We start from the raw sequence: 23673 nt of genomic DNA, 5'->3' as shown, positions 1-23673 counted from the left end.
ATCGATGAATAAGAAAACAGCAACAAACAAAGTGAACAAAATCACATAAGGATGGCTGGATACATCGTCATCTGATATAATGAACTTGTAAATAACGTAGACACCCTTTTCGTGCGCACTTTAATCATATAGTAAACGAGGATTGCTATTAATTAGTATTTGACATGAATCCATGAGGAGGCGTTATTCATGAGACGACGGGTAATCGGTCTAGCAGTGACCGCAATCTTGGTAATAGGTGGGATGGCGGTTGGGGAAGCTTTACCAGAGATGACAGGTTGGTCGCCAACGGTAACGGCACGGGCAGATAGTATGAGTACGACGGATGAAGGCGAACTGGGGACTTGTAAGTGGTGGTATGAGTCAGACGAAGAAGTCGTTCACGTTAGTGGTGGTGAGCTTCCAGAGGCTGAAGCGAGTTATTTGGGTTACTCACCGTTTGTAAAGGTCATTAATAAAATGAGATTTGATATAGAAAACCCGCATGAGACTAAGGCTATTTCGCTAGAGGGCCCAATTGTGTTGCCTAAAAACTCATCCCACTTATTTGACATGCTGATATATGACTTTGAGGATAATCCACAGATTGAAAATTGGCATTGGTTAGATAGTAGTCAGACGACTAATATGGCCTATATGTTTTCTGGTAGCAAACAGCAGACAATTGATGTTTCTGGTTTGGACACGCGGAACGTAACGAATATGCATGGTATGTTTATTGGGAATATTGATCTTACAGATGATATTAAAGGAATTAATCAATTCGACACGAGTAAGGTTACAGATATGGGTGAGATGTTTAATGACTATGGTTCTGACATCACTGGTAAAGAATCGTTTACTCTTGACCTGTCCAGCTGGGATGTCAGCCAGGTCAAGGAGGGAAACAGCGAGAATTTTGGTAAGACAACTGGATTTGAACAGATGTTTGCGAGCAGTGGCCGATTGTCCATTGACCTAAGTGGTTGGCATCCATCGATTCCTTTAGGTGATATATTTGAAACTTGGTACAATAATATGAATTATTTAGATCGATTGACACTGAATCCCAAAATTGATTTAAGCCAGACAACATTTCAGTCGCAAATCGATGATGATTCGGCAATTACCGGTAATTGGGTGAACTCAGCAGGTAGTCAATTTACAACTGACCAACTGATTGCTTTGTACAGTTCTGGAAGCGTTGATTGGCCGACGACAGCAGTGACCTATATGCCAGAAAAAAAGGCCAGCGGGCCAGTGACTATCCACTTTGTTGATGAGGCAGGGGAAAAGATTCAGGCAGACCAGACGCTTGCTGGCGACTACGGCCAGGCATTTGATATTGATCCAGTGGCTTATCCGATTAGAGGCTATGACTTTGTTGATGTACAGGCGGGATCACTGACGGGTAGTTACACGGCTGACCCGCAAAGTGTTACGCTGACGTACCGGGTGAAGCCAGCACCGCCGATAGCAGGAGTGGTAACGCCTGATGTGACGACGGATACGGGAAGTGAAAGCACTGAGAGTCAACCGGACAAAGTTGTTGACCAATTACCAATCGCTAAAAAGAATCGGACCATTACAGCTGTGCAAAAGCTGGGGTTGTATACAACGCCTAACTTCACTAAAAAATCACGGATGTTTTACTACAATCGTCAGTTGCGGACGAACCGGCCACAATTTGTGATTGTAGGATTAACTAAATCAGCGAAAGGAACACCCCGATATCTGGTCAAGGACGTAACGCCAGGATCAAAGCGGCGAGGACAGATGGGTTATGTTACGACTAATCAGAAATTCTGGACCCATTCTTACTATCAGAAGAAACCCAAGACCATTAAAGTAATCGCGGCGAATGGTATCAACGCTTACCGCCAAGTTTCGCTTAAGGGACCCGTCAAGCACTACAAAAAGGGACGCGTGCTCCGGATTAAAAAACTTAAACGCAATCGAATGACTACTCGCCTCCAACTCAGTAATGGCCGGTATATCACGGCCAATAAGCGTTTAGTATTGATGAAATAACAGAATTGCATCAAACAGACGACTAGCTCCGGCTGGGTCGTCTGTTTTTGTGGGGCCCAATTGACCGGAGTTTGGCAGACGTTGACGTCCTTTCCACAGGAGTGGTATCGTAAATGGGAGATTAGGGAGGATGAATAACATGAAAAAACAGCTATTAGCCGGCTTGATTGGGTTTGCAGCATTGTTGACAGTCGGCACTGGTGAGACTGCCCATGCGGCCGCGACGGTCAATATTGGCGGAACCACCGTCAGTCGTTCTTATTTAAATAGTGATACTTACTACCGGGCGACCCGGGCGGTCAAGGCGACCGTAACGTACTACCAGGCGAAGACCGAAAAGCGGCAGTACAACAAGACCATCACGTTACCCAAGGGAACCGTTGTGGCGGGAAGCATCATCCCTAAACATCAGCTCGCGCATGGTAAGTGGGGCAATGAGTTGGCCCTGGGGCAAGGAAATCTGAACTACAAGCTGCTTAATTCGGGCGCCAAAAAGGGCTACGTGGCCGGTGGCATCGTTTCCTACGCGTTGACCCATCTTAAAAAGGTGAAGCGGCCGGCGTACATGCCAACGTATAGCTATGGTGATTTGTATTTAGGCGGTGCCAAGGCAACCTTGCAGGGAGACAATCAGCAGAAACGCGTCTTTCGGGTCACGACCAACGGCTATGTTGAGCTGATTGCCCGAAACACCAAGGCTGCTGGCGATGCCATTTTTGCGGGCAAACCTTTGCATCAGGCCAAGATCAAGAAGACCCGCGTTAAGGGCGCCACACGGTATCTGTACCTAGGCACGAAAATGTCTGGGACCGGGATTAAGACGACGCGTGTGGGTAAGAAGGGGGCTTACCAGTACCGGCTGGCCTTCAAGAATTTGCATAAGCCGCAGAATTTAAGCTACTATGACGATGATCGGGGTACGGTCTACGTGTTTGATAGTCTCTACGCCGTTGGTGGGGTCACCTACTACACGCCGATTTGTTTTGGTAGTGAGATTGAAGATTAGTGTGTGTAACTTAAAGTATTAGTTGTGAAATAGGCGTTAACCGGGTTAGTAGCAAGTCGGTTAGCGCCTTTTTTGTGCTGGAGATAGCGGATAGTCTAACGTGGAAAGTCCGGCGGCACATCAAAATGTAAGCGGTTAAAAAGTTGCCAAAAATATGCTGCGTGTGTACTGTTTAACAAATGATTTGATATAATAAACGTATAAAGTCGGATGGCAATTTTCTATGGCAATTTAATTGTGATAGTAAATGAAATCTAACCGTGATCAATGTTTAGCATGATAGTTATGGGGAGGCTTTATGTTATGAAACATCGAATAGTTGGTGTTACTTTGGCAGCAGCGTTGGTTTTAGGTGGCGCGACCATCATGGGTGATTTGCCAGCGGGGACGAGTTGGTCGTCACCGGTGGTAGCGCATGCGGCTGCGACCGTTATGTCTCAAGGAACGGTGGGAACTTGCCCATGGCAGCTGACCTCAGATGGCGTGCTGCACGTGGGTGAAGGGACGTTGCCGCCAGCGACGGAAACCATTCAAACGTACCCAGACGGCTCGCATGGGTATTTTTGGAGTTCACCATTAAAAGACATTTTGGAAACTCCGGATTACACCAATAATATGGTCGTTAAAACCATCTCTTTTGATGGTCCGATTAAAGCACCAGAGAATGCATCCCATCTTTTTTATGGGCTTAATAATGTTAATAGTCAAGCAGGAAGTTCCTTGGGCCCACAGATTGTGCATTTGGACCGGTTAGATGTTAGTCAAACGACGAATATGGCGGAGATGTTCAGTAGCTCGGGGCAACAGACTCTGGATGTCTCTAACTTTAATACGAGTAAAGTCACGACGATGCAGGGAATGTTTGAAGGGAATAATAACCTGACCAGTAATATTGTTGGCCTTGATAAATTTAATACCAGTAACGTTACGGACATGGGAAAGATGTTTTATGAAATTGGCGATGGCTTTTATAACGTGATCCTAGATTTATCACACTTTGATGTCAGCAGGGTGACCGAAGGCAAGGATGAAACTTTTGGAGATCCACAGGCGGGTTTTTATAAGATGTTCTATTTGAAAGGGCCCAAGACGACGGTTAACCTGTCAGGCTGGCAGCCGCAATCACAAGTACCGCTAGATAATTTGATAACGGACGATACGACCCTAGCGCAGTTAACGTTAAGTCCAGATATGAATTTGACAGCTAATAGCCTGCCGCAATTAAATTATGGTGGTGCAAGTGCGCTCACTCAGAAATGGGAGAATAGCCGTGATCTATATTCAAATGCGCCAGACAAAGTAACCTACACCTTGGATGGCATTTCTAAGCTGTATAGCCAAGGAAATACTGACAAACCGACAACGGATGAAACCTACGTTTGGGTGCCAGCAGTCACTCCAGGCAACCCGGTCGTCGTACACTACGTTGATGAGAATGGCAAGACCATTCAGGCGGACCAAAGTGTTCCGGGTGACTTAGGAAAAGCCTTCACCATCACCCCACAAGCATTGACAGGGTACCACTACGTTAAGGCTGAAAAAGGATCACTGACCGGGACCTATACCTCGGATCCCCAAGAGGTAACGTTGGTGTACAAGGCCGATCCTACGCCGTCAACGACAGGTCCAGCAGCCGAATCAACATCGTCTAGTTCCAGCAGCGATGCCACCGAGAGTCAGCCGGACCAAGTCACGAAGCCGTTCCCGGTAGCTAAGCAGGACCGGACGCTCACAGCCGTGAAGAAGATGGGCTTATACCAGACACCTAACTTCACTAAGAAGTCCCGCGTGTTCTATTACAACAAGCAAACGCGGACGAAGCGGCCACAATTTGTGATTACGGGCATGGCCAAATCAGTGAATGGCACGCCGCGGTATCTGGTCAAGGACGTGACGCAGGGATCGAAACGCCGCGGTAAAACTGGTTATGTGACGATTGATCGGAGTTTTTGGGTCCACTCCTACTATCAACAGAAACCTAAAGCCATTCGGGTCATTGCCAAGGAGGGTGTTAATGCCTATCACAGTGTGACGCTGGGAGGTAAGTCAATTCATTACCAGAAGGGCAAGGTGCTGCGAGTCAAGCAGCTCAAGCGTTACCACTTAACCACGCGGTTACAGCTCAGCAACGGGCGGTATGTCACGGCAAATAAGACTTTTGTCATTCAAAAATAAGTGTACAAATAAGGCGACTCACGCAATGATAGCGGGGGCCGCCTTATTTTCGTGAAGGACGGACATACACGAAGTAGGGGAAACAAATTGACCAGTTGATCACAGGAGAAAATCCATAAGGTATTTGATGTGGGAAATGGTTAACCAAGTGCTATACTTTAATGGGAAACAAAATACATAGTCCAACGGAGGAATTATGATGAAAGCAAACCATTTAATCATCGCTGTCGCTTTGAGCTTGGGGTTAGCCGGGGGCATCACAGCGACTACCCAACCAGCTAGCGCGGCGACTGACAATAGCCAGTATTATAAGACGTATCATGTTATTCCCAAGGTGCTACGGGGAACTTGGCGAACTAAGGGGTATTCAGAGTATAACGGCGAGAGCAAGAAGAAAGTTCGCTGGACCTATACGTTTAAAAAGCATTCTTACACAATGAAAGTGGATTTTCAAGGGAAAAGGAAATCCAAGAGCATTCATTTCTTGAAGAAAGAAATCCGCGACATCGACTACCGGTACAAAACCAAGCGATATGAAATTTACCCAACCGCAGCTGCTGAAAGCAAGCGTGCCTATGCATCAATCTTATACTTGAAGCCAACTCGCAAGAATGGCAAGAAGGTCATCAAGTCATACCCAGTCGTCGGGAAGCATATCACTTACTTGTATCGGCGGTAGGATGTTTCATGTGAAACATTCCGAAATCAAAAGAGGTGTCGTACGTGGTAGAGTGGGTACCAGTTGAGAACGGCCAAACGATTGGGCAACTCGGAACAGAAAATGGCGTTATCTTGCGAGATGAGGAATGGCCTGGTGTCGGCAGAATTACGCTGGAAGAGAGTCGGACAGAGGCTGCGATTACTTGCGGGCTATACGGTACATTTTTTGATACGGCATTTGCTTCGCCAGCGGAAGCTAACCAGAAATATGATGCCATGAAAGAAGCTCTGGAGAAGTCACCAAATGATGTCCAGGGACTCGGAGAATGGTGTGACTGGTTCGTTTGGCATTTCTAGTCTAAACGAAAAAGGACCCCAGATTTTGTTTCTGAGGTCCTTTAATTTATGCTATTCACCATGATTTAGTTCCAGCAACCGTTGCCGTAGCGCGTCATCATAAGCCGTCAAATACAGGCCGTACTTGCCACGCTTCATCAGAACATTCAAGACGTTGGCGATGAATGTCTTGTACTCGTCACGCGTGAAGTGCTTGTCCTTACGCTTCTTGAAGATTTCCTTGTGAGAATACTTTTCGGGAATGATGGTCATGGTATCGGTTCGCTTATCGTAGCCAAATGATGGGCCGATGATCATACCGACGTAGTTCAGGTCAAAGCCCTGCAGGGTGTAGATGGTCCCCACCTGGGTGATGGAACCCTCGCGCTTGGCCCAGTGTGTTCGTTGGGGATCCCATTCATCCCATGGGAGGCTGAAAGAATCCATTTCAACGTTGTGTCGCCCGTCGATCCGCGGGAACCCTGAGGTAGCGACGACCCGGCTCATGCCGACTTCCTTGTTGCGTTTCTTGATATTTTCAAAGAGGTCGCCCGCAGTATCGAACATTTTAAATTCAAACTGGCTGTTGTCGGGGAAGGTCCGTAGTGGTTTTTCGGCGGTGAGGTCGTCCATCCAGGCCACCTGCTCGTCGCTAGCGACCATCCGGTACTGAAAGTTCATGCTGAAGAGTTCGTGTGGGTGGTTGCCGATAGTCTTGTAAAGCAGGTCTTTGTCCCAGTACATTTTAGACTGGAAGACTTGGTCGAAATCGTAAACGACCACGACGACTTTGGCCAATGCCATCAAATCCGTCAACTGGTTTTGGCCGCGGTAGTGGGCGTATGGCTCGGACTTGGAATAGAGCAAATGGGCTTCATCGACGAAAATGATGTCATATTTCTTGTGATTCTTTTGCGCGTAGTTGATCAGTGACGTTGGTCGCCGAATTTCGCCCGCTTTCATATTGGGAATCGACTCAGCGAGGTCACGGTAGGCCTTGTAGAGTTCGGGATGGTTCACGACCAACGAGGTACGGTAGTGCTTGTCGGTCATGTATTTGCGGACCAGTTCCATCAGAACGACGGATTTGCCGGTCCCCGCCGCGCCTTCGATGATGGCGACGGAGGACGTGTCGCCTGCGAGGCCTTGCTTGATATACGCGTTAAGGTTAGTGATGACGCGCTTTTGGTCGTCAGAGAGGTCCTTGACGAAGAATTGTTCCTGTAAGATTTTATTCATGGTAAGCTCCTAATCAATTGATTTGTAGGCGATGCCGGCGCCCATACAATTTTTAATTATAACAGTTATATTCTTGGGGAGGGATGTGGATGTGTGGGAAGGGTTTCATGAATTTTGAAATGGCGAATTTTAGAAAGCATGCATGTCCAGCTGGGCTTAGAGAGTGGGGCTACTGGGTGCTAGGAGAATAGTAAAGTCGAACTAAAAAAGTGATTTTAAAAAAATAAAAACCGAGGGAATATCGACGCTTATTTGGTGTTGCGTTTGAGACAAAACGCCTAAACCCTTTGGTGTCTCCGAACTTAGATTGCTGAAACTTGGGCCTAAAGTCAGCTGGTTTCGCTTATCAGCCTTAATGCTCACCAACTAATCGCCTTTTGACTCATTTTTGTGTTACTTACTGGCAAGCTAGTGGTGGAAAAATCAAGTGGGGTTTATAGACAATGTTTAGTCTAATAGTGATGGCGTTTGGCGTAATTATCGAGAAACTCATCTTTACCGTTAATGTATTAATATTATGATATAATATTAATATAATTGTTTAACCAAAAGATATTTAACCGGAGGCGTACATATGAAATTAAAAAAACTTGCTATTGCGGTTGCATTAACGCTTGGAATTACTGGTGTAGTGTCAGCAACGACTAGTACAGCTGATGCGGCAAAAAATGATGTTAACCCAGGCTTTCGTCAGTACAAAACCATGCCCCAACCATTGCGGGGAACTTGGCAAGAAAAGAGCTATGGTAAGTACAAGAAGGGGATTAAAGTTCGCTGGACTTATAAGTTTAACAAAAATTCGTATGCCATGAAGATGGATTTCAAGGGTGGTCATAAGAAGAGTAAGACTATTAAGTTCTCTAAGAAAGAAATCGGCGGCATGTATTATGATAAGAAGCACAAGACGTATGATGTTTACCCTGGTGGAAATAAAATTCCTAAGAGTAAGCTTCCTTACGCAGGGTATATGACACTAAAACCAGTACGCCATAGTGGAAAAAAAGCCTTGGCACTTTACCCGATTGGTGGAAGTAAAATCACTTACCTTTACTGGAAATAGATCAGTATAAGGTGCCCAAACTGTACTCTAGACAAAGCACCGTTTTTTAAAAGGACGCTCAGCTGTTAACAATCAGTAGTTGAACGTCCTTTGTTGTACAAAATTTAGTTGTCATCGGGAATCTCGCCGTAAGACGTGTAGAAGGTCTTGCCGCAAAACTTCATCAAACCATGGTATACGGGGGTGAGTTCTTCCTCGTCGTGGTAATGTTCACCAGACAAGTACCATTTTGTCTCAAACTCATTTTTGCGTTTTGCAGTTATTTGTTCTAGTAGTTGACGACGAGAAAGGCGATTTAGGAAAATTAGGTAATCCGTTGATTACTTAGTAAGCAAGAAGGGGCGGAAAACCACATGGTAAATTGGATTTCAGTGGAAGCGGGCAACACGATTGACTAAGTTGGTACTGTGGGTAGTGTGATTTTATAAGATGAAGAATTGCCCGGCGTCAGTCGAATTACCTTGGAACAAAGCGTCAGGGTACTGCAATTACCTGCGAACTGGAATCGTTTATCTGCTAAAGCGTAGGTAACGCCCTTAGTCAAAGGACACAATAATTTTTCCATGCGCGTGGCCAGCTTGCGCATAGCTAAGTGCTTGATTAAGCTGGCTGAACGGATAGACGCGGTCAATGACAGGATGCAAACGTTCCTGCTCAATCAGGTGGGTGAGAATCTCTAGCTCCACGTGGCTGGGGTGCATGAAGAGAAAATTGTAGTTGGCTTGTGCTTGTTTAGCTAAGTGGGTCACCCGGTGGCTGGCTGCCACGAGTAACTGACGTTTCCACCAGGGGAGACCATAAGCAACTGCAAATTTACCGTCGGGAATGCCAGAAAGGCTGACGACATGACCGCCGGGCTTTATGATTTGGAAAGACTGCTCAAGTGCCCGGCCCCCCAAGGTATCAAAGACGGCATCGTAGTCGTGAAGAACAGTCGCAAAGTCCTCGGTATGGTAGTCGATTAGCCGATCGGCACCTAATGCAGCGACCTGTTCAAAGCTTTGGTGACTGACAGTGGTTGCCACAAATGCACCCAACTGTTTGGCCAATTGGATTGCCAAAGTCCCAATGCCGCCCGCACCAGCTTGAATCAGTATTTTTTGGCCCGGACGCAGGTGTATCAGGTCGTGGAGCGCTTGGTAGCTGGTTAAGCCAACAAGCGGGATGGCCGCTGCGGCTTCGAAGCTCAGGTTTTGGGGTTGCAAAGCAATATCGGCCTGGTTAACGGCAATGGCTTCAGCAAATGTCCCGATACGATTCTTACGCGGACGTCCATATACGGCATCTCCCACGTGAAAGTCGGTGACGCTCTGGCCAACTGCCACAACCGTTCCGGCGAAGTCACTGCCCAAAGTCAGTGGCATTTGATAAGAGAGTAGGAATTTAAGACCACCATGCATGATCTTTAAATCAATCGGGTTGATACTGGCAGCATGAATCTGAACCAGCACGTCCGTGGGACCAGGCGTGGGTTGGGAAATGATTTGAGTAACGGGTAGTGTTTGGCCGTAGTGAGTGATTCGCGCAGCCTGCATAGTTTTAGTCATTAGAAAGCTCTTTTCATGGTTCGCATTTTTAAACGATTAGGGTGAAGTATACGACAATGGTTTAAAAATATCAACCATTAAACTTGACTAACAGATAGCAATACATAAGTGTTGACAAGCGTGTTTCTTCATGGTTTAATGGTTTAAAATTGTAAACGAAAGAATGATAAAATTGGCAGGGTTGATAAAATTAAAACATGAATTTACGAAGGCTAGTGACTTTTTAGTTGCACTTGGGGATCAGAAACGACAGGCCATCATCATCGCGCTATTAGATGAGAAGGTTATTCATCAAGGGCTACAGGTCACCGACTTAATCGGTGTGACGGGGCTATCGCGGCCAGCCATTTCCCATCATTTGAAAATTTTACGTGAGGTCAAACTCGTAGACTACCGGCGAGACGGGACCAAAAACTTTTACTACCTCACACATCAAACGACTCAAATTGATCAATTGAAGACACTGTTAAACCACGTCACGGAGGTAATGGCATGCAATCAGCAACAAGAAAGAAAATTTTAATCGTATTAACAAATATGCTAAGTTATGGTGATACGGCGGCCCCCACTGGCCTCTGGTTGGGTGAGGCGACTGAGTTTGCTGAAATAATGGTGCAGGCCGGATACCACGTTGATTACGTGAGTCCGCGTGGTGGTTTTGTCCCATTGGATCCGCGAAGTATGAAGTATACGAATGCGGAAATTATGCAAACGTATGCTACCGCCGACTTTCAACGCCGTGCGCTAGCGGCCTCTTTGGCACCAGTGGATGTAAGGCCTGCTGACTATCAAGCGATTTACTATGCTGGTGGTCACGGCGTGATGTGGGACTTTCCAGACAATCAACCGCTCCAGCAAATTGCCGCTCAGATTTATACGCAAGGTGGATACGTCACGGCGGTCTGCCACGGAATTGCGGGCTTATTGAATATCAAGACCGCAGATGGCCGCTACTTGATTGCCAATCGTCAGGTAACGGGGTTCACCAAGAGCGAGGAATTTCTAGCGGGCAAGCAACGGGTGGTTCCTTTCTTTAACCGGGTGGAGGCAGAAAAACGCGGTGCACACTTTCAACAAAAGCGGGCATACCGTGAGTTTGCGGTTCAAGATGACCGGTTGATCACGGGACAGAATCCCTTTTCAGCGAAGGCAGTTGCGCGGCTGCTGGTCCGAAGTTTGGCGAATTAAATAATCGGTTGGAAATGGGGTTAAAGGGTTTGGCAGACAGCAAATCGCGGTAGTAGGCCGGTTATCAGCAGCTGGCGATTACCAAAATTGTATGGTGAGACGCCAGATTTTGGGGGAGGTAGGCAACGTGTAAGTTATAACTGCCTTTTGGGTCACGGATTAAAAGTATGCTATGATAGCGGTATCATTACGAATAGAAGAAAGGATACTTGCTATGACGAACCGCGACAAAATGCACACCGGTGATCTCTATCTCCCAGATGATCCCGCCATTGAAGTCGAGCAGAAACGTTATCTGGATCGACTTTACGATTACAATCAAACGCGGCCGAGTAAACCAGCGCAGCAGCAAAAAATCCTCCGGGAACTTTTCGCTGACTTGGGAGAAAACTGCTACGTAGAACCGCCATTTCACGCAAACTTTGGGGGACATCACGTTCACTTTGGTGATAACGTTTACGCCAATTTTAACCTGACATTAGTTGATGACACTCATATCTATGTGGGTGACCACACCATGATTGGCCCCAACGTGACGCTGGCCACGGCCGGTCATCCCATCAACCCGGAATTGCGGGCACAAAATTATCAGTACAATATGCCGATCCACATTGGCCGCAACTGTTGGCTGGGAGCGGGCGTCATCGTGCTCCCAGGGATTACGATTGGCGACAACGTGGTCATTGGTGCCGGTAGCGTGGTCACCAAGGATCTGCCAGATGGCGTCGTGGCGGTCGGTGATCCGTGCCGCGTGCTCCGGGAGGTCAACGAGCATGATCAGGAATTTTATTTCAAGGACCGGCGGATTGATCCGGCACTATTTAAGGCGTAAAAGGGACGGCAATGCGCTTTTAAGCTAGCGACAAGCAACTAATTTTTGTGAGTGCCATCATGTGTCATGCCGGTGTTGTAGGATAGTGCTGTGACGGTGTCTTGTCACACCCAACTCAGTTACTAAGGAGATCCGCATCATGAAATTATCCAAGTTCATTGCTATCACCGCCGCCATCACCGGTCTGGGGCTTACCAGCGCACTGACCACGCCAGCCACCTCAGCGCAGGCCAAGGCCAAATACACGTTGAAGACCTTCCCCAAGGCTTTCCGCCACAGCTGGTACACTTCAGCAGGGAAGCGCGGCAATGCTATCAAAATCAAGGCCAAGACCGCGTGGATGCGTTACGACACGAACACGACATTTGCTAAGTTCCACCTCCACGCGAAAAAGCTACCGTTGAAGGACAGTACCAAGCCATGGATCTACGCCAAGAAACAGCATGGTGGTATTCACATTGGCCTGTGGGCAAAAACCGTCACCTTGCCGCTTGAGGGGACTTACCGTGTTCGAACCAAGACCTACCAACACCACCACATCAAGGTGCTCCAGGAATTTTCTGGCGGCCATGTCAATACCACTTATTACCCCAGCAAAAAGATTGCCGGTCATTTTAACCGGTAAATGAAAAAAGCTAGCGTCCCTCGCACATTGAGGGTCGCTAGTTTTTTAGCTTCGCCAATACCCATGTTCCTGTTTCACGGCCAGTTGGCCCGCTAAGTTCAGGTAGTTGAAGGGTTCGTTGAAGTTCGGTGAAAATAACATGTCCAGCAAGGCCAGCTGATCAATCGTTCCGCCATTTTGAATCAGGGCGGAGACCGTGTTGGCCGCTTGGGAAACGTCATGGGCGCAGAACAATTGTGCACCTAAAATTTTTCGGTTGTTGCGATCGTACAACAGCTCCACCGTAATGGGGTGGGCCGCTGGCATGAAGCTGGGCCGGTACGTTCCGGTATATTCGACGTGGCCGACGTTGAGGTTGGCGGCCTTAGCCGCAGCGACCGTCAAGCCGGTGCAGGCCATGGTGTGTTCAAAGATTTTCATGCCCGTAGTCACCTGTGTGCCCAGCGTCCGCATTCGCCGTTCGCCGACGTTGATGCCCGCCACGGTCCCTTGCCGGACGGCGCTAGAGACCAGCGGTGCGTACACGCTGTCGTCCGTGGGATTGTTGTGGTTCATGGCCGCATCACCCGCCGCAAAAATGTCGGGGTCTGACGTCTGCAGGTAATCATCCACCAAAATAGCACCATTCTTGGCCATTTTGACTTGCCCTGCCAGTAGGTCGGTTTGGGGAATCATGCCCGCACTAATGGCGGCCATGTCGACATGGTAGCTATCTTGGTCAGTGGTAATCAACAGCTGATCGTCCGGGGCATCTTGAAATGAAGTAACCACCGTATCGGTCAGGACTTTCACACCCTTGCGAATCAGCAGCTGCATGATCTTATCCCCGATAGCTGGTTCCACGTAGCCGTTAAGTAGGTGAGCGGGCTTTTGGATTAAGAGGACCTGGTAGCCCGCGGCGGTATAGCCTTCCGCTAGTTCCACACCAACGTAGCCCCCGCCAACGATAGCCACGCTCTGTTCGTCAGCCGCGTAAGAGCAGAGGTCGTGGGCCTCATCGTAAGTTTTGCACAACAGAACCTTGGGATTTTCAACCCCGGAAATAGCCGGGATGGCCGTGACCGAGCCAGTCGTCACAATGAGTTTGTCATAACTATCACGACTGATCTTTTTCGTCAGTAAATCTTGGACTAATAAGCAATGTTCTTGCGCGTTAACGCGAATAACATCAAAGTCCGTTTTCATCTGAACCCCTTGTTTCACAAACTCCTCGGGCTCAGCATAGCGCGCATCGGCCAGGGCGGCAACGGTCCCTTCGATGTGCAGGTAGGTTGCGCAGGACAAGTACGAAATCATATTTTGCCGTTCGTAGACCGTGATATCTGCCTCGGGGTAATACGTTAAAATTTGTTTGACCGCCGCGATTCCCGCGTGGGTACAGCCGATGACGACGACTTTCATAACATTAATCATTTCTTTCTATTACTAATTTACTTAATTATAGTATACTGTTCTATAAGATAAAGCAATGCAAACTGTTCATGAGGGGGTAGTATCTTTTGGAACCAATTTATCGGTATTTTGTCCAACCACAGATTAATACGGAAACGAAAACGGTTTTCGGTTATGAATTGTTGATGAAGCAATTGACCCCTGACGGTTGGCGTTTACCAGCATCATTTTCGGCCATTGACTCACAGATCGTGGCGGACTTGTTAGTTGAAACAACGAAAGTTTTATCGCCTAAAGTGCGGTATTGTTCAGTAAACGTTAACCGTGAGCAATTAATGACGACGTCAATTGCATCGGCGATTACCAAAAGCCAAGAACAGATTTACCCGACCCGTCTGGTGGTGGAGTTAACGGAGGACGATGGGCCGCAGAAATATTCGGTCCAAGACCTGATTCCGCAACTAAAAAAGTTCCTAAATCAGGGCATGGAATTGTCCCTGGATGATGTCGGCACGGGTGATAATTATTACCAGGGCATCCAGGATTTATTGCCGATGGTGTCCGAGATTAAGTTTGCGTTACAAAATTTCCATCAGGACTTCAGCGACCCCGTTATTCAGCGCAAAATCCACTTCTGGCGGGCAATCACGGAAGAATATGGGTTGCGTCTGGTGTTGGAAGGCATTGAGGATCACGCGGACAGTCAACTAAGCAAAAAGCTGGGCATCAAGTTGAAGCAAGGCTATTATTTCAGTAAGCCACGCTTGTTGAAGCTACCACAGGATACCTTTTCAGACTGATTTTCAAAGCAGGGGCCTTCCGTGGTGCTTAAGCCGGAAATGCATGAGGAGTGAACGCCAGTGCCATACCTAGAAGATTTCACGCTAGCCAGCGAGGACCAGGAGTTTCAGTTCTTTTTAAACCAGAAGAGTCGGGCCTACTCGGATTATTATCCCTTTCAGGTGTTTCCAGCAAAACAGTTGCCCACATTAAAATTTGCGTCCATCACTATTTTTTACGGCGACAATGGCTCGGGTAAATCGACCTTGCTGAATGTGATTGCGGAAAAGCTACACCTCCAACGAGGCGCGCTGTACAACCGGGCCAGCTTCTTTGAAGACTACCTGGACCTGTGCACGTATACGATGCACGTGCCGTTGCCGGAAAAATCGGCCATTATTACCAGCGATGAGATTTTTAATCACATGCTGGACCTACGCGCGTTGAATCAGGGGATTGACCTGAAGCGCGAGGAAACCTTCAAGGATTACCTCAATCATAAATTTGGTGATTTCCAACATCATGATCTGGCGGACTACGATGAACTGAAAAAGACGTTAGAGACCCGCCGGAAAACACAGTCGCGATACGTCCGGGAGCATTTGCAAAAGAACGTGACGGAACGCTCAAACGGCGAGAGTGCCATGCAGTTTTTTGCCGAACGGATTCAGGACAATCAGCTGTACTTGTTGGACGAACCCGAAAACTCGTTGTCCCCCGCCCGACAACAGGAGTTGGTGCGTCTCTTAACGGATAGCGCCCGGTTCTTCGGCTGTCAATTTGTGATTGCCACACATTCGCCGTTCGTGTTGGCGCTGCGAGATGCCAAAATTTATGATTTGGATGCGACGCCAGTGGTGACCAAACGGTGGACAGAATTGCCGGCGGTCCAGGTGTATGCAGATTTCTTTGCGGCCCACCGGCAGGATTTTGAAGCTTGATGGCACTCGTGGCTGGGTGTTAGTGACTGAAGGTTTGTACGTGCAAAAATCTCAGCTGACAAGGTTTCTGAACATTAAATTAGTCCACACCCAACACCCATGGCTACCAGAGATTCCGGTAGCTACGGGGAACGCTGGCGGCCTGAGGAACGGTCCACCGACTCGGTTTGAATTTTGACTCGACCCGTCCGCCCACAGCAACACGACCCATATTTGGCGGACGGTAGGCGGCCAGCACGGACAAAGTTGCATTCAAAGACTAATTATGTCGCCATAAACCCCGACATCACAATGAATCTAGCTACTCTCAAACTTGCATATTTTAATAATAACAAATAGCCCCAGCGCTTTCTCAAACTGAGTAAACGCTGGGGCTATTTGTCTGCCTAAAGGATTAGGGCCGTTGGGGTGTCGCCGCCTGGAGCGCCTGCATCGTTGCCGTTTGGAAGGTAGCAATCAGGTCATGGATGGTTTCCAGCGATTCTTGCTGACCACCGAGCAGCCATTCGCGCCAGATACGGTAAATGCCGGCTGACATGAATTGAGTCCAATACTTCTTCTGGATCGGCGTGGCACCGGGCCAAGTCACCGTTGCGGCATAGAACCGCTGCATGTTCTCGTCAAATAGCTGTTGGAAAACGGGCTCGAACCCACGCGTGACGGCTAGCCGGAGTGTTGGGCCGAGGTCCGTAAAGAAGGTGCCCAGGGCAGTGAGCTTTTGGTCCTGGGGAACGTGCGCCAAAATGTCATCGAACTGGCCTGAGATGATGGGGCTGAAGTGGGCAAGCAAGACATCCGTCAAGGTCGTAAAGTTACGGTAAAAAGCCATCCGACTGACCCCGGCCCGTTTGACGACAGCGGTGACGGTGAGGTCGCTGAGGTCCGTGTGTGCTAATAGCTGGAGCAGGGCGGTGGCGAGGTAGTCCTGTGAGTCTTGTTTGAGGTTTTGTGCGTGCTGGGTAGCTGCCATAACAATTTCTCCAATCTGTCACTGATGCGCTGTTGGCGCTTGCTTTGGTGGCACGCTCATTGTATATTACTGGCACAGGCGTTACAAGTGAAACAATAGCGAGGAGGAAATAAAGATGACAAAGAAATTAGTGGTGGTCACGGGTGGCAGTGGGTTTATCGCCGTTCATATCATTTTACAGCTGTTGCAACAAGGGTATGCGGTGCGGACCACGGTCCGGTCGCTGGAGAAAACGGCTTTGATTAAAGAAATGTTGACTAACGGTGGGGTGACTGATTTTAGCGCACTATCCGTGGTTGAAGCAGATCTGACCAGTGATCAGAATTGGCCGGAGGCGTTGCGCGGGGCCACCTACGCGATTCACGTGGCATCACCCACTCCCAACCGGGTATTCAAGGATGAAAATGATATGATCCAGCCGGCCGTGCAGGGTGTTTTGCGCGTACTCACGGCGGCCAGAGACGCGGGTGTCAAACGGGTCGTGCTGACGTCGGCCTACGGGGCCATTTTTGCCGGGCACCGCGGACGGACGACGCCGTATACGGAAAAGGATTGGTCGGATGTCATGGCGCCTCACGTTCACCCCTACCAGAAGTCAAAGACACTGGCAGAGAAGGCGGCTTGGCAGTTCATCGCAACGGCGGGGCAGGGAATGGAACTGGCCACAGTCAATCCCGTGGGCGTCATGGGGCCGGTCTTGGCCAGTGACTACTCACATTCCAATGTCCAGATTCGGCAATTGCTTGAGGGCCAACTCAAAGCGGTTCCTCACGTGGATTCGGGGTACGTGGATGTACGCGACGTGGCGAGCCTACATTTGTTAGCCATGACGAGTCCCCAGGCCGCTGGCAAACGCTTCCTGGCAACGACGGGCGAGACCCTGTCGATGCTGGAGGTGGCCGACGTGTTGCGAACAGCGTTCCCAGCATTTGCGGCAAAGCTCCCGACAAAGACGATTCCCAATGCGGTCATCAAGGCCGCGGCACTGGTCAAGCCGGAGTTGAAGATGATTGCCAGCATCGTTGGGCAGTACGCGGGGACCAGCAACGCGCAGGCCGTGAACCTACTGGGCTGGCAGCCACGTTCAGCCAAGGCCGCCATTATTGCGACGGCGCAATCCATGATTGATTTGGGCATTGTGACGGCCTAAAGCGTGCCGTAAACGGGTATCGGGGGATGTTTTCCCGGATGCCCGTTTTGTGGTATGGGGTAAAACGATTAATGATATATAAATAAAATAATATACACTTTATCATAGATTTTCGCCGAAAGAGTTACTATAATGTGGGTAGCAAGCTGAAGATTATTAACGGGTTCAGGGGAGAATAAACTGCAAATAACGGATTCGTTAATCGTATTTACTTATAATCCAGTAAAAAAATGGACCGAACCTAAAAAATCAGAGAGGGCGACCAGCAATGGGACGGAGAATACGGTATTGGGGAGTTATCTGGGGCATCATGTTAGTCATGGTCGGCGTTTGGCAACTGCTACCACTATCTCCGCGTTTGGTTCAGGCTGACACAGTACCTGGAATAAAGCCACCCAGTCCCGCACCGTTTGGCCTATTCGGATTTTATCTAAACACCGGCTTTAGTCTCCAGCCGGATGACCGCTACACTTACCTGGGATCACCCGATACCAAAGTCCTGACGACCGACACGGCACACTCGATGTGGGCTATCGTGACGGGAATCACTGCGTATGATCATTTTAAATGGTATCAGTCGACGGACGCCGGGACGTCCTGGCAGGTAGTGAAGAATGGCAACAAGGCTGATCTGATTATCTCATCAGATAAAGAAGGGACGGTCTACTACCAGCAAACCTTTCAGTACTACACGTTCTTTCCGATTCCTTTGGTGACGGCTACGTACTATTCTCGGGTTGCCAAGGTCACGACCCTGCCGGCCCCAGTGAATGCGACCGACTTGACGGTCACCAGCGACAGTGACTACCTTTACAACAACCAAAAGACAGCAGCGACGACCTACGTTCACGGCACACCTACGCCGGCCAACGCAACCGGGAATCTGAGTTGGACCAGTAGTGATGACAGTTTGGCAACCGTGGATACTGCGACGGGGAAGGTGACGGCCAATACTGCCGGTAAATCCGGCAAGGTCACAGTGACGGGAACCTTGCAAAACGCCAATCAAACAGCCGCTACCGCCAGCACGACCATTACGATTGGCGGGGGACTAGCTGACCAGACCGTTGAGGAACCTCAGCCGGCAACCTTTACCATTTCGGGTGCAGGGCAGCGGGTGCCCGATGAAGTGACCTGGCACAAGGTGATGCCCAGCGGGACTGACACGGTGGTGGCGAAAAACAAAAGCCTGACGTACACCACGCCCGCCACCACGCAGGCAGATAACCAATCGCAATTTTATGCGGAAATCAAGATGACCATGCTTGATGAACAAGAAAAGCCACAGACACAAACAATCACGACTGGTCGGGCGAAATTAACCGTGACCCCTAGTCGTGCGCCGCAAATAAAGGTGACCAGCCAACTCAAGAATCTTACCGATAGTACGGGAAATACGAATACTTCGCTGAGTAATGTGATTCCCGATGACCAGTGTGAAATCTCGGGCATGATCCTGAATCTAAATGTCGATTCCAAATTAACGGATGGCGATTTTGTGGTGCGGTTACCCAGCAGTGCGCAAGTGTCGGGCGTCCAGATTGACGGGGAGACAGTCCAAGCCAATCGACAATCGACTGCGGATGGGACCGACGTGGACTTGATCGTCAGCGGGCTGGTCTTAGCGAAGACCCTGTGGCACACGTTTACGGTGGACTTCACCTCGCAACAAACGGCGTTACTGGACTATACGACGCGCGTTCAGCTGGTGGGGAGCGATGCGGCCAACCAGCCGTTGGGAACCTATCAGGGGAATCCGCTCGCACTACACTTCACCGATGGCAATTTACATGCGACTGCCCAGCCGGTAAATTTTGGAACGGTCGGCCCGGATAATTTCAATCAGGACGTGGTGGCGACGCAAGGCACGGGCAACCTGTTAGATGTGGCCGACTATCGCCGCAAAAAATCCGCCACTCAGGTCGCGCTTCAACAGGTCACGGCCTTTCAAGATGGCACTCACCAACTGGCGGCGTCCCTGTGGTTTGATGATGGCCAGGGGGATCGCCTATTGTTGGGGCCGGCCGCCCAAGCGGTGACCACGATTGCGGATGGTCAGACAGTGCCACCACTGGGGCCAAATTACTGGCGACAACTGGCCTTGCGATTAGCACCGGCTGTCATTCACCCCGGACCCTACACAGCAACGCTACAGTGGACGTTCATTTCGGCGCCGCAGGGATAATGTTTCATGTGAAACAGCGGTGGTGAAATTGTTGGAGGGCCATGATATACTACAAGTATCTAATGGTTTAGGGGATGTTAATGTGAAACGATTAAAGAAGAGCCTCATGTTAGGCTTGGCAGTGCTCACAGCTGTGATTGGGTTGAGCTTCGGTGGTCCAACGGCCAATGCAAAAATGAAGTTTTACAAGTCAGTACCCACGGCATTACGGGGTACTTGGCAGACAAAACACTGGTCTGGTCAGGCTAGCAAACTGAAGTTTACCAAGTACACCCGGGTAAAGGGGGGCTCAACCACAACCATGAAGGCCAAGTGGGCGCGCCGGCTGGCCGTTAAGGGCAAAACCAAAGCGGGCTACTATGTGATTGGCCTTGCCAGTGGTGACATGCCTGAAAGACTGAAGCCGGTCAAACATCATGGCAAGAAAGCTTTGAAGACTTATGCGTATGATCCAATCAAGAACAAAAATATCTATTTCTACTATTATCGAAAATAGCGCCCCAATGCGCTAAAATAACCGCTGCTGATCTCGTCATGAGAAGGCGGCGGTTTTTTAACGGCAGCAATGCATGAAACGGAAGTATTTGCAACGAATAACACTCAGCTTATATATCGATAGTTAAAATAATTGACGATTAAAATGGTATTTATGCGAAATAAAAAGTATAATAAAAATAGACAGAGTAGTCAATTCGTAACACTAGGAATTATGAGTTGACGAAGCTACTTGTGCGTTGAAAGGCAGGCCGTGATTAGCCCGCGGAGACTGTCACAAGTGATAATCGGGGAGTTACGTAGAATATTCGTTAAAAGGCTGAGTTGGGTCATAGTTTTAACGAAAAAATTCGGGAATTACCCGTTCAGATTCGTGAAGCAGCGTTGCGTAATGACCAGGTGACATAGGATTCGGTACGGGTGTCAGTCCAATAGACAGCAATAACCGGGACGAAAACGGGGATATTCTGCGTGAATAGCGTGTGTAGAAGGAGACGATAGTATGACGAGTAAAAAACTAGGGCGTCTACTCGTTATGTTGATGACAATGTTAGTGGCAGTTGTTTGTTTTGGCAATGCTAGGCAAACGACGGTGACGGCTGATGCGGCGACCGTGTCTGGGTATGGCACGCCAACGGCTGATCCAGATAGCTTTTTGCTTTGGTATACCAATACGGGGTTTCGACTACAGCCACAGGATGAATATACCACGGTAGGACAGTCTAAAACGTTAACCTCGGCGGTGGGATATTCTTTTTTGGATACCTTCTTTAATCCACTGGCATACAATCACTTTCAGTGGTATCAATCTACGGATGCAGGTGCACACTGGAGTACAATGAGTGGACAGACCAGTTCTAACTTGACGGTAACGCCATCCAAAGCAGGAACGACTTATTATCAAGAATCTTTTGGTTACTACTTATTCATTCCACCATTGACTCCTGACATGTATTATTACTCGCGGGTAGCGTCCGTCACAACCTTGGGTGATCCGGTTAATGCCACGAACTTGTCGGTTAAGGCGGATGACACGTATCTTTATAATAACCAAGACAAAGCGGCGACAACTACAGTTTACGGGACACCAACACCAGCTGACGCAACCGGGGATATCACTTGGTCCAGTAGTGATGCGAACTTGGCAACAGTCAATAAAACGTCAGGTGCAGTAACGGCTAACACGGCGGGGCGTTCTGGAACAGTGACGATTACTGGGACAATTAAGAATGATGATGGGACCACTGAAACTGGTTCTGTAGACATTAAGATTGGTGGGGGACTGGATGATCAAACCGTAAATTCCGGTAAGGCTGCGACGTTCTCCATCCAGGGGAGTTTTGCCGCAACGCCTAAGTCAGTGGTTTGGTATAAACAATCCGCTGGCAGTAGTACAGCAACCCAGGTCGCCAGCGGAACGAGTCTTACGTACACGACGCCGACAACAACATCTGCGGATAATAAAGCACAGTACTATGCGAAGATTACGATTGCTTCTGATTCCAATACTAAGACAATTACAACCAATGCGGCCACGCTTAATGTGATGTTTAGCTATTCGCCTAAAGTTAGCTTTACCAACAAGATCACGAACTTAACGGATAGTACAGGTGACACCCCAACCTTGTTAAGTAACGTGATTGCTGGTGATCAATGTGAAATCTCAGGGAGTTTTATCGATTCAAACCCAGATACGAAAATGAAAACGGCAACGTTTAAAATTTTACTTCCTGCAAATATTGAAAATACGCCATTGGTGGTTGGCGGAAAAACGCCGGGACTGTTTGAATATGCAACCGAGCCTGGCCCTAATGATTCGGAAGTTTATGTTGAGTTTAAGAACATTCCAGTTACACCCAATCAGTCAATTCCTTTTGATGTTAAATTCACCTCGGATATCGTCACCGATGGGACATTTCAGACAGTGCCACTTATTGTTGGTTACGATGCGCAGGGGAATGAATTAGGTACGTATACGGGTAACACTAACCTGACAGTTAAAACGTCAAATAATGCGCTGACTACTAAGGCAGCAGGTGAAGTCACCTTTGGTTCATTATCCTATGCGAATATTGATCAAAACATTACCGGGCAAGTTGTCGGCGGTGGTGACCTGCTCAATGTGACTGATAATCGACGGACGAAGACGGGGACGACGATTACGCTACAGCAAGAGGCACCTTTCAGTGATGGCACCAACACATTAAATGCGACGCTTAGTTATAATAGCAATGGGATGACTAAGGCTCTGAATAATCAAGCGCAGGACGTTCTCTACAGTGGCCCGGGTATCAAGGTTGGCTCTTTAAATGCGAATAACGGGGACAAGCTACTCTTAAATATCCCCAGCCAAGCCATCTATCCCGGAGAGTATTCTTCAACACTGCTCTGGACAATTACCTCGGCACCATCATAAAAATAAACGATTCAAAAATGATCGACACCAGTTGTCGGTCATTTTTTTAAATAGCAAATAGCGTTGACCCCGTAGTAGTGAACGGGTATGCTAAGCGTAGCTAGGCCGGCTGTGTGCGGGTTTTGCGGGTTCTGGCAAAATGACATAATCGGAGGCAGTCTGATGAAACTAACAAAATGGGTAACGCTAGTTCTGCTGGTCGGTGCGACGGGGACCGTTAGTCCTGTGACGGCGCAGGCTAAACGTCGAACGTCTTTAACAACATTTCCGCGCGCGTTGCGGGGAACGTGGTATCAGGATGTCGGCAAAGTAGATGGGTACCACTACTATAATGGCGTGCGTTTTACGACGCACAAATTTTACTTTCTCGCCAATATGACTAAGAACTTTGTGGGCAGTCCACTCCATGCGCGGCGGCTACCGGTCAAGCAAAAGATGCAACATCTTGACTGGGTCTATGCAACGCAGAAAAAAGGAGTAATTCGCGTTGAACCGTGGTCGAATCGCATCACGTTACCACTAGCGGGATATTATCGGCGCACCACAATTAAGCGCAACGGACGTCGGGTCAAGGTCGTCCAGAATGTTTCGGCCAACGGCAAACAAGTTAACAGCCAATACTATGCAACAAAGAAGCTGGCTCGGCAGTTTAAGGTGAGGTAGGCG

General features: G+C 48.6%; 21 protein-coding genes. 17 read left to right on the top strand and 4 right to left on the bottom strand.

All coding sequences use genetic code 11. The features are described from left to right. Positions 1–189 precede the first annotated feature (189 nt). From NGM66_RS10520 to NGM66_RS10500, 5 genes are all read left to right on the top strand, one after another. Entirely contained in the window at positions 190–2010 is a 1821-nt protein-coding gene (locus NGM66_RS10520; RefSeq protein WP_258115605.1) for a DUF5776 domain-containing protein, read from the top strand. A 139-nt stretch (positions 2011–2149) separates the two neighbouring features. Then, positions 2150–3016, top strand: coding sequence for a hypothetical protein (locus tag NGM66_RS10515; protein WP_208907245.1), 867 nt, complete (start codon positions 2150–2152; stop codon positions 3014–3016). Between the two features lie 303 nt (positions 3017–3319). Then, the gene (locus NGM66_RS10510) at positions 3320–5191 is read left to right on the top strand and encodes a DUF5776 domain-containing protein (protein WP_258115604.1); all 1872 of its coding nucleotides are present in this window, start codon (positions 3320–3322) and stop codon (positions 5189–5191) included. Between the two features lie 196 nt (positions 5192–5387). Beyond that, a complete protein-coding gene (locus NGM66_RS10505; RefSeq protein ID WP_208907249.1) occupies positions 5388–5870 on the top strand; it encodes a hypothetical protein in 483 nt (160 codons plus the stop codon). 44 nt (positions 5871–5914) lie between these two features. Further along, positions 5915–6208, top strand: a complete 294-nt coding sequence (locus NGM66_RS10500) for a hypothetical protein (protein WP_208907250.1) — start codon at positions 5915–5917, stop codon at positions 6206–6208. Between the two features lie 51 nt (positions 6209–6259). Here the strand turns inward: NGM66_RS10500 and NGM66_RS10495 are convergent, their stop codons facing one another. After that, the gene (locus tag NGM66_RS10495; RefSeq protein ID WP_208907251.1) at positions 6260–7426 is read right to left on the bottom strand and encodes a DUF2075 domain-containing protein; all 1167 of its coding nucleotides are present in this window, start codon (positions 7424–7426) and stop codon (positions 6260–6262) included. A 574-nt stretch (positions 7427–8000) separates the two neighbouring features. Between NGM66_RS10495 and NGM66_RS10490 the strand changes: the two genes are divergently transcribed. After that, on the top strand, positions 8001–8486 hold the full coding sequence (locus NGM66_RS10490) for a hypothetical protein (protein WP_208907252.1): 486 nt from the start codon (positions 8001–8003) through the stop codon (positions 8484–8486). Between the two features lie 536 nt (positions 8487–9022). Here the strand turns inward: NGM66_RS10490 and NGM66_RS10485 are convergent. Then, positions 9023–10033, bottom strand: a complete 1011-nt coding sequence (locus tag NGM66_RS10485) for an NADP-dependent oxidoreductase (RefSeq protein ID WP_208907253.1) — start codon at positions 10031–10033, stop codon at positions 9023–9025. 172 nt (positions 10034–10205) lie between these two features. Here NGM66_RS10485 and NGM66_RS10480 point away from each other — a divergent pair, with 172 nt between their 5' ends. The 4 genes from NGM66_RS10480 (at position 10206) to NGM66_RS10465 (ending at position 12678) form a co-directional block, all read left to right on the top strand. Then, positions 10206–10556, top strand: coding sequence for an ArsR/SmtB family transcription factor (locus NGM66_RS10480; protein ID WP_373418487.1), 351 nt, complete (start codon positions 10206–10208; stop codon positions 10554–10556). Next, positions 10526–11221, top strand: a complete 696-nt coding sequence (locus tag NGM66_RS10475) for a type 1 glutamine amidotransferase domain-containing protein (protein WP_208907255.1) — start codon at positions 10526–10528, stop codon at positions 11219–11221. The genes NGM66_RS10480 and NGM66_RS10475 overlap by 31 nt, the downstream gene beginning before the upstream one ends. A gap of 214 nt (positions 11222–11435) precedes the next feature. Continuing rightward, positions 11436–12053, top strand: coding sequence for a sugar O-acetyltransferase (locus tag NGM66_RS10470; protein WP_208907256.1), 618 nt, complete (start codon positions 11436–11438; stop codon positions 12051–12053). Between the two features lie 139 nt (positions 12054–12192). Continuing rightward, on the top strand, positions 12193–12678 hold the full coding sequence (locus tag NGM66_RS10465; protein ID WP_208907257.1) for a hypothetical protein: 486 nt from the start codon (positions 12193–12195) through the stop codon (positions 12676–12678). A gap of 45 nt (positions 12679–12723) precedes the next feature. Here the strand turns inward: NGM66_RS10465 and NGM66_RS10460 are convergent, their stop codons facing one another. After that, positions 12724–14091, bottom strand: coding sequence for an FAD-dependent oxidoreductase (locus tag NGM66_RS10460; protein WP_245155273.1), 1368 nt, complete (start codon positions 14089–14091; stop codon positions 12724–12726). A gap of 86 nt (positions 14092–14177) precedes the next feature. On the opposite strand from NGM66_RS10460, the gene NGM66_RS10455 reads away from it, so the two are divergent. Continuing rightward, positions 14178–14870, top strand: coding sequence for an EAL domain-containing protein (locus NGM66_RS10455; RefSeq protein ID WP_209279988.1), 693 nt, complete (start codon positions 14178–14180; stop codon positions 14868–14870). Positions 14871–14930: 60 nt separating this feature from the next. Then, on the top strand, positions 14931–15791 hold the full coding sequence (locus tag NGM66_RS10450) for an AAA family ATPase (RefSeq protein ID WP_258115603.1): 861 nt from the start codon (positions 14931–14933) through the stop codon (positions 15789–15791). Between the two features lie 394 nt (positions 15792–16185). Here the strand turns inward: NGM66_RS10450 and NGM66_RS10445 are convergent, their stop codons facing one another. Next, positions 16186–16761 (bottom strand): TetR/AcrR family transcriptional regulator, encoded by a 576-nt coding sequence (locus NGM66_RS10445; RefSeq protein WP_208907259.1) that lies wholly within the window; start codon positions 16759–16761, stop codon positions 16186–16188. Between the two features lie 115 nt (positions 16762–16876). Between NGM66_RS10445 and NGM66_RS10440 the strand changes: the two genes are divergently transcribed. From NGM66_RS10440 to NGM66_RS10420, 5 genes are all read left to right on the top strand, one after another. Beyond that, positions 16877–17911 (top strand): SDR family oxidoreductase, encoded by a 1035-nt coding sequence (locus NGM66_RS10440; protein WP_208907260.1) that lies wholly within the window; start codon positions 16877–16879, stop codon positions 17909–17911. A 268-nt stretch (positions 17912–18179) separates the two neighbouring features. Next, a complete protein-coding gene (locus NGM66_RS10435) occupies positions 18180–20096 on the top strand; it encodes an Ig-like domain-containing protein (RefSeq protein ID WP_208907261.1) in 1917 nt (638 codons plus the stop codon). Positions 20097–20178: 82 nt separating this feature from the next. Then, positions 20179–20592, top strand: coding sequence for a hypothetical protein (locus NGM66_RS10430; RefSeq protein WP_208907262.1), 414 nt, complete (start codon positions 20179–20181; stop codon positions 20590–20592). A gap of 501 nt (positions 20593–21093) precedes the next feature. Next, complete coding sequence (locus NGM66_RS10425) at positions 21094–23007, top strand: hypothetical protein (RefSeq protein ID WP_208907263.1); 1914 nt, start codon at positions 21094–21096, stop codon at positions 23005–23007. A 162-nt stretch (positions 23008–23169) separates the two neighbouring features. Further along, on the top strand, positions 23170–23670 hold the full coding sequence (locus tag NGM66_RS10420; RefSeq protein WP_208907264.1) for a hypothetical protein: 501 nt from the start codon (positions 23170–23172) through the stop codon (positions 23668–23670). Positions 23671–23673 lie beyond the last annotated feature (3 nt).

Source organism: Levilactobacillus yiduensis (assembly GCF_024718525.1).
Lineage (GTDB): Bacteria > Bacillota > Bacilli > Lactobacillales > Lactobacillaceae > Levilactobacillus > Levilactobacillus yiduensis.
This window is presented reverse-complemented; position numbering and strand designations above follow the sequence as displayed.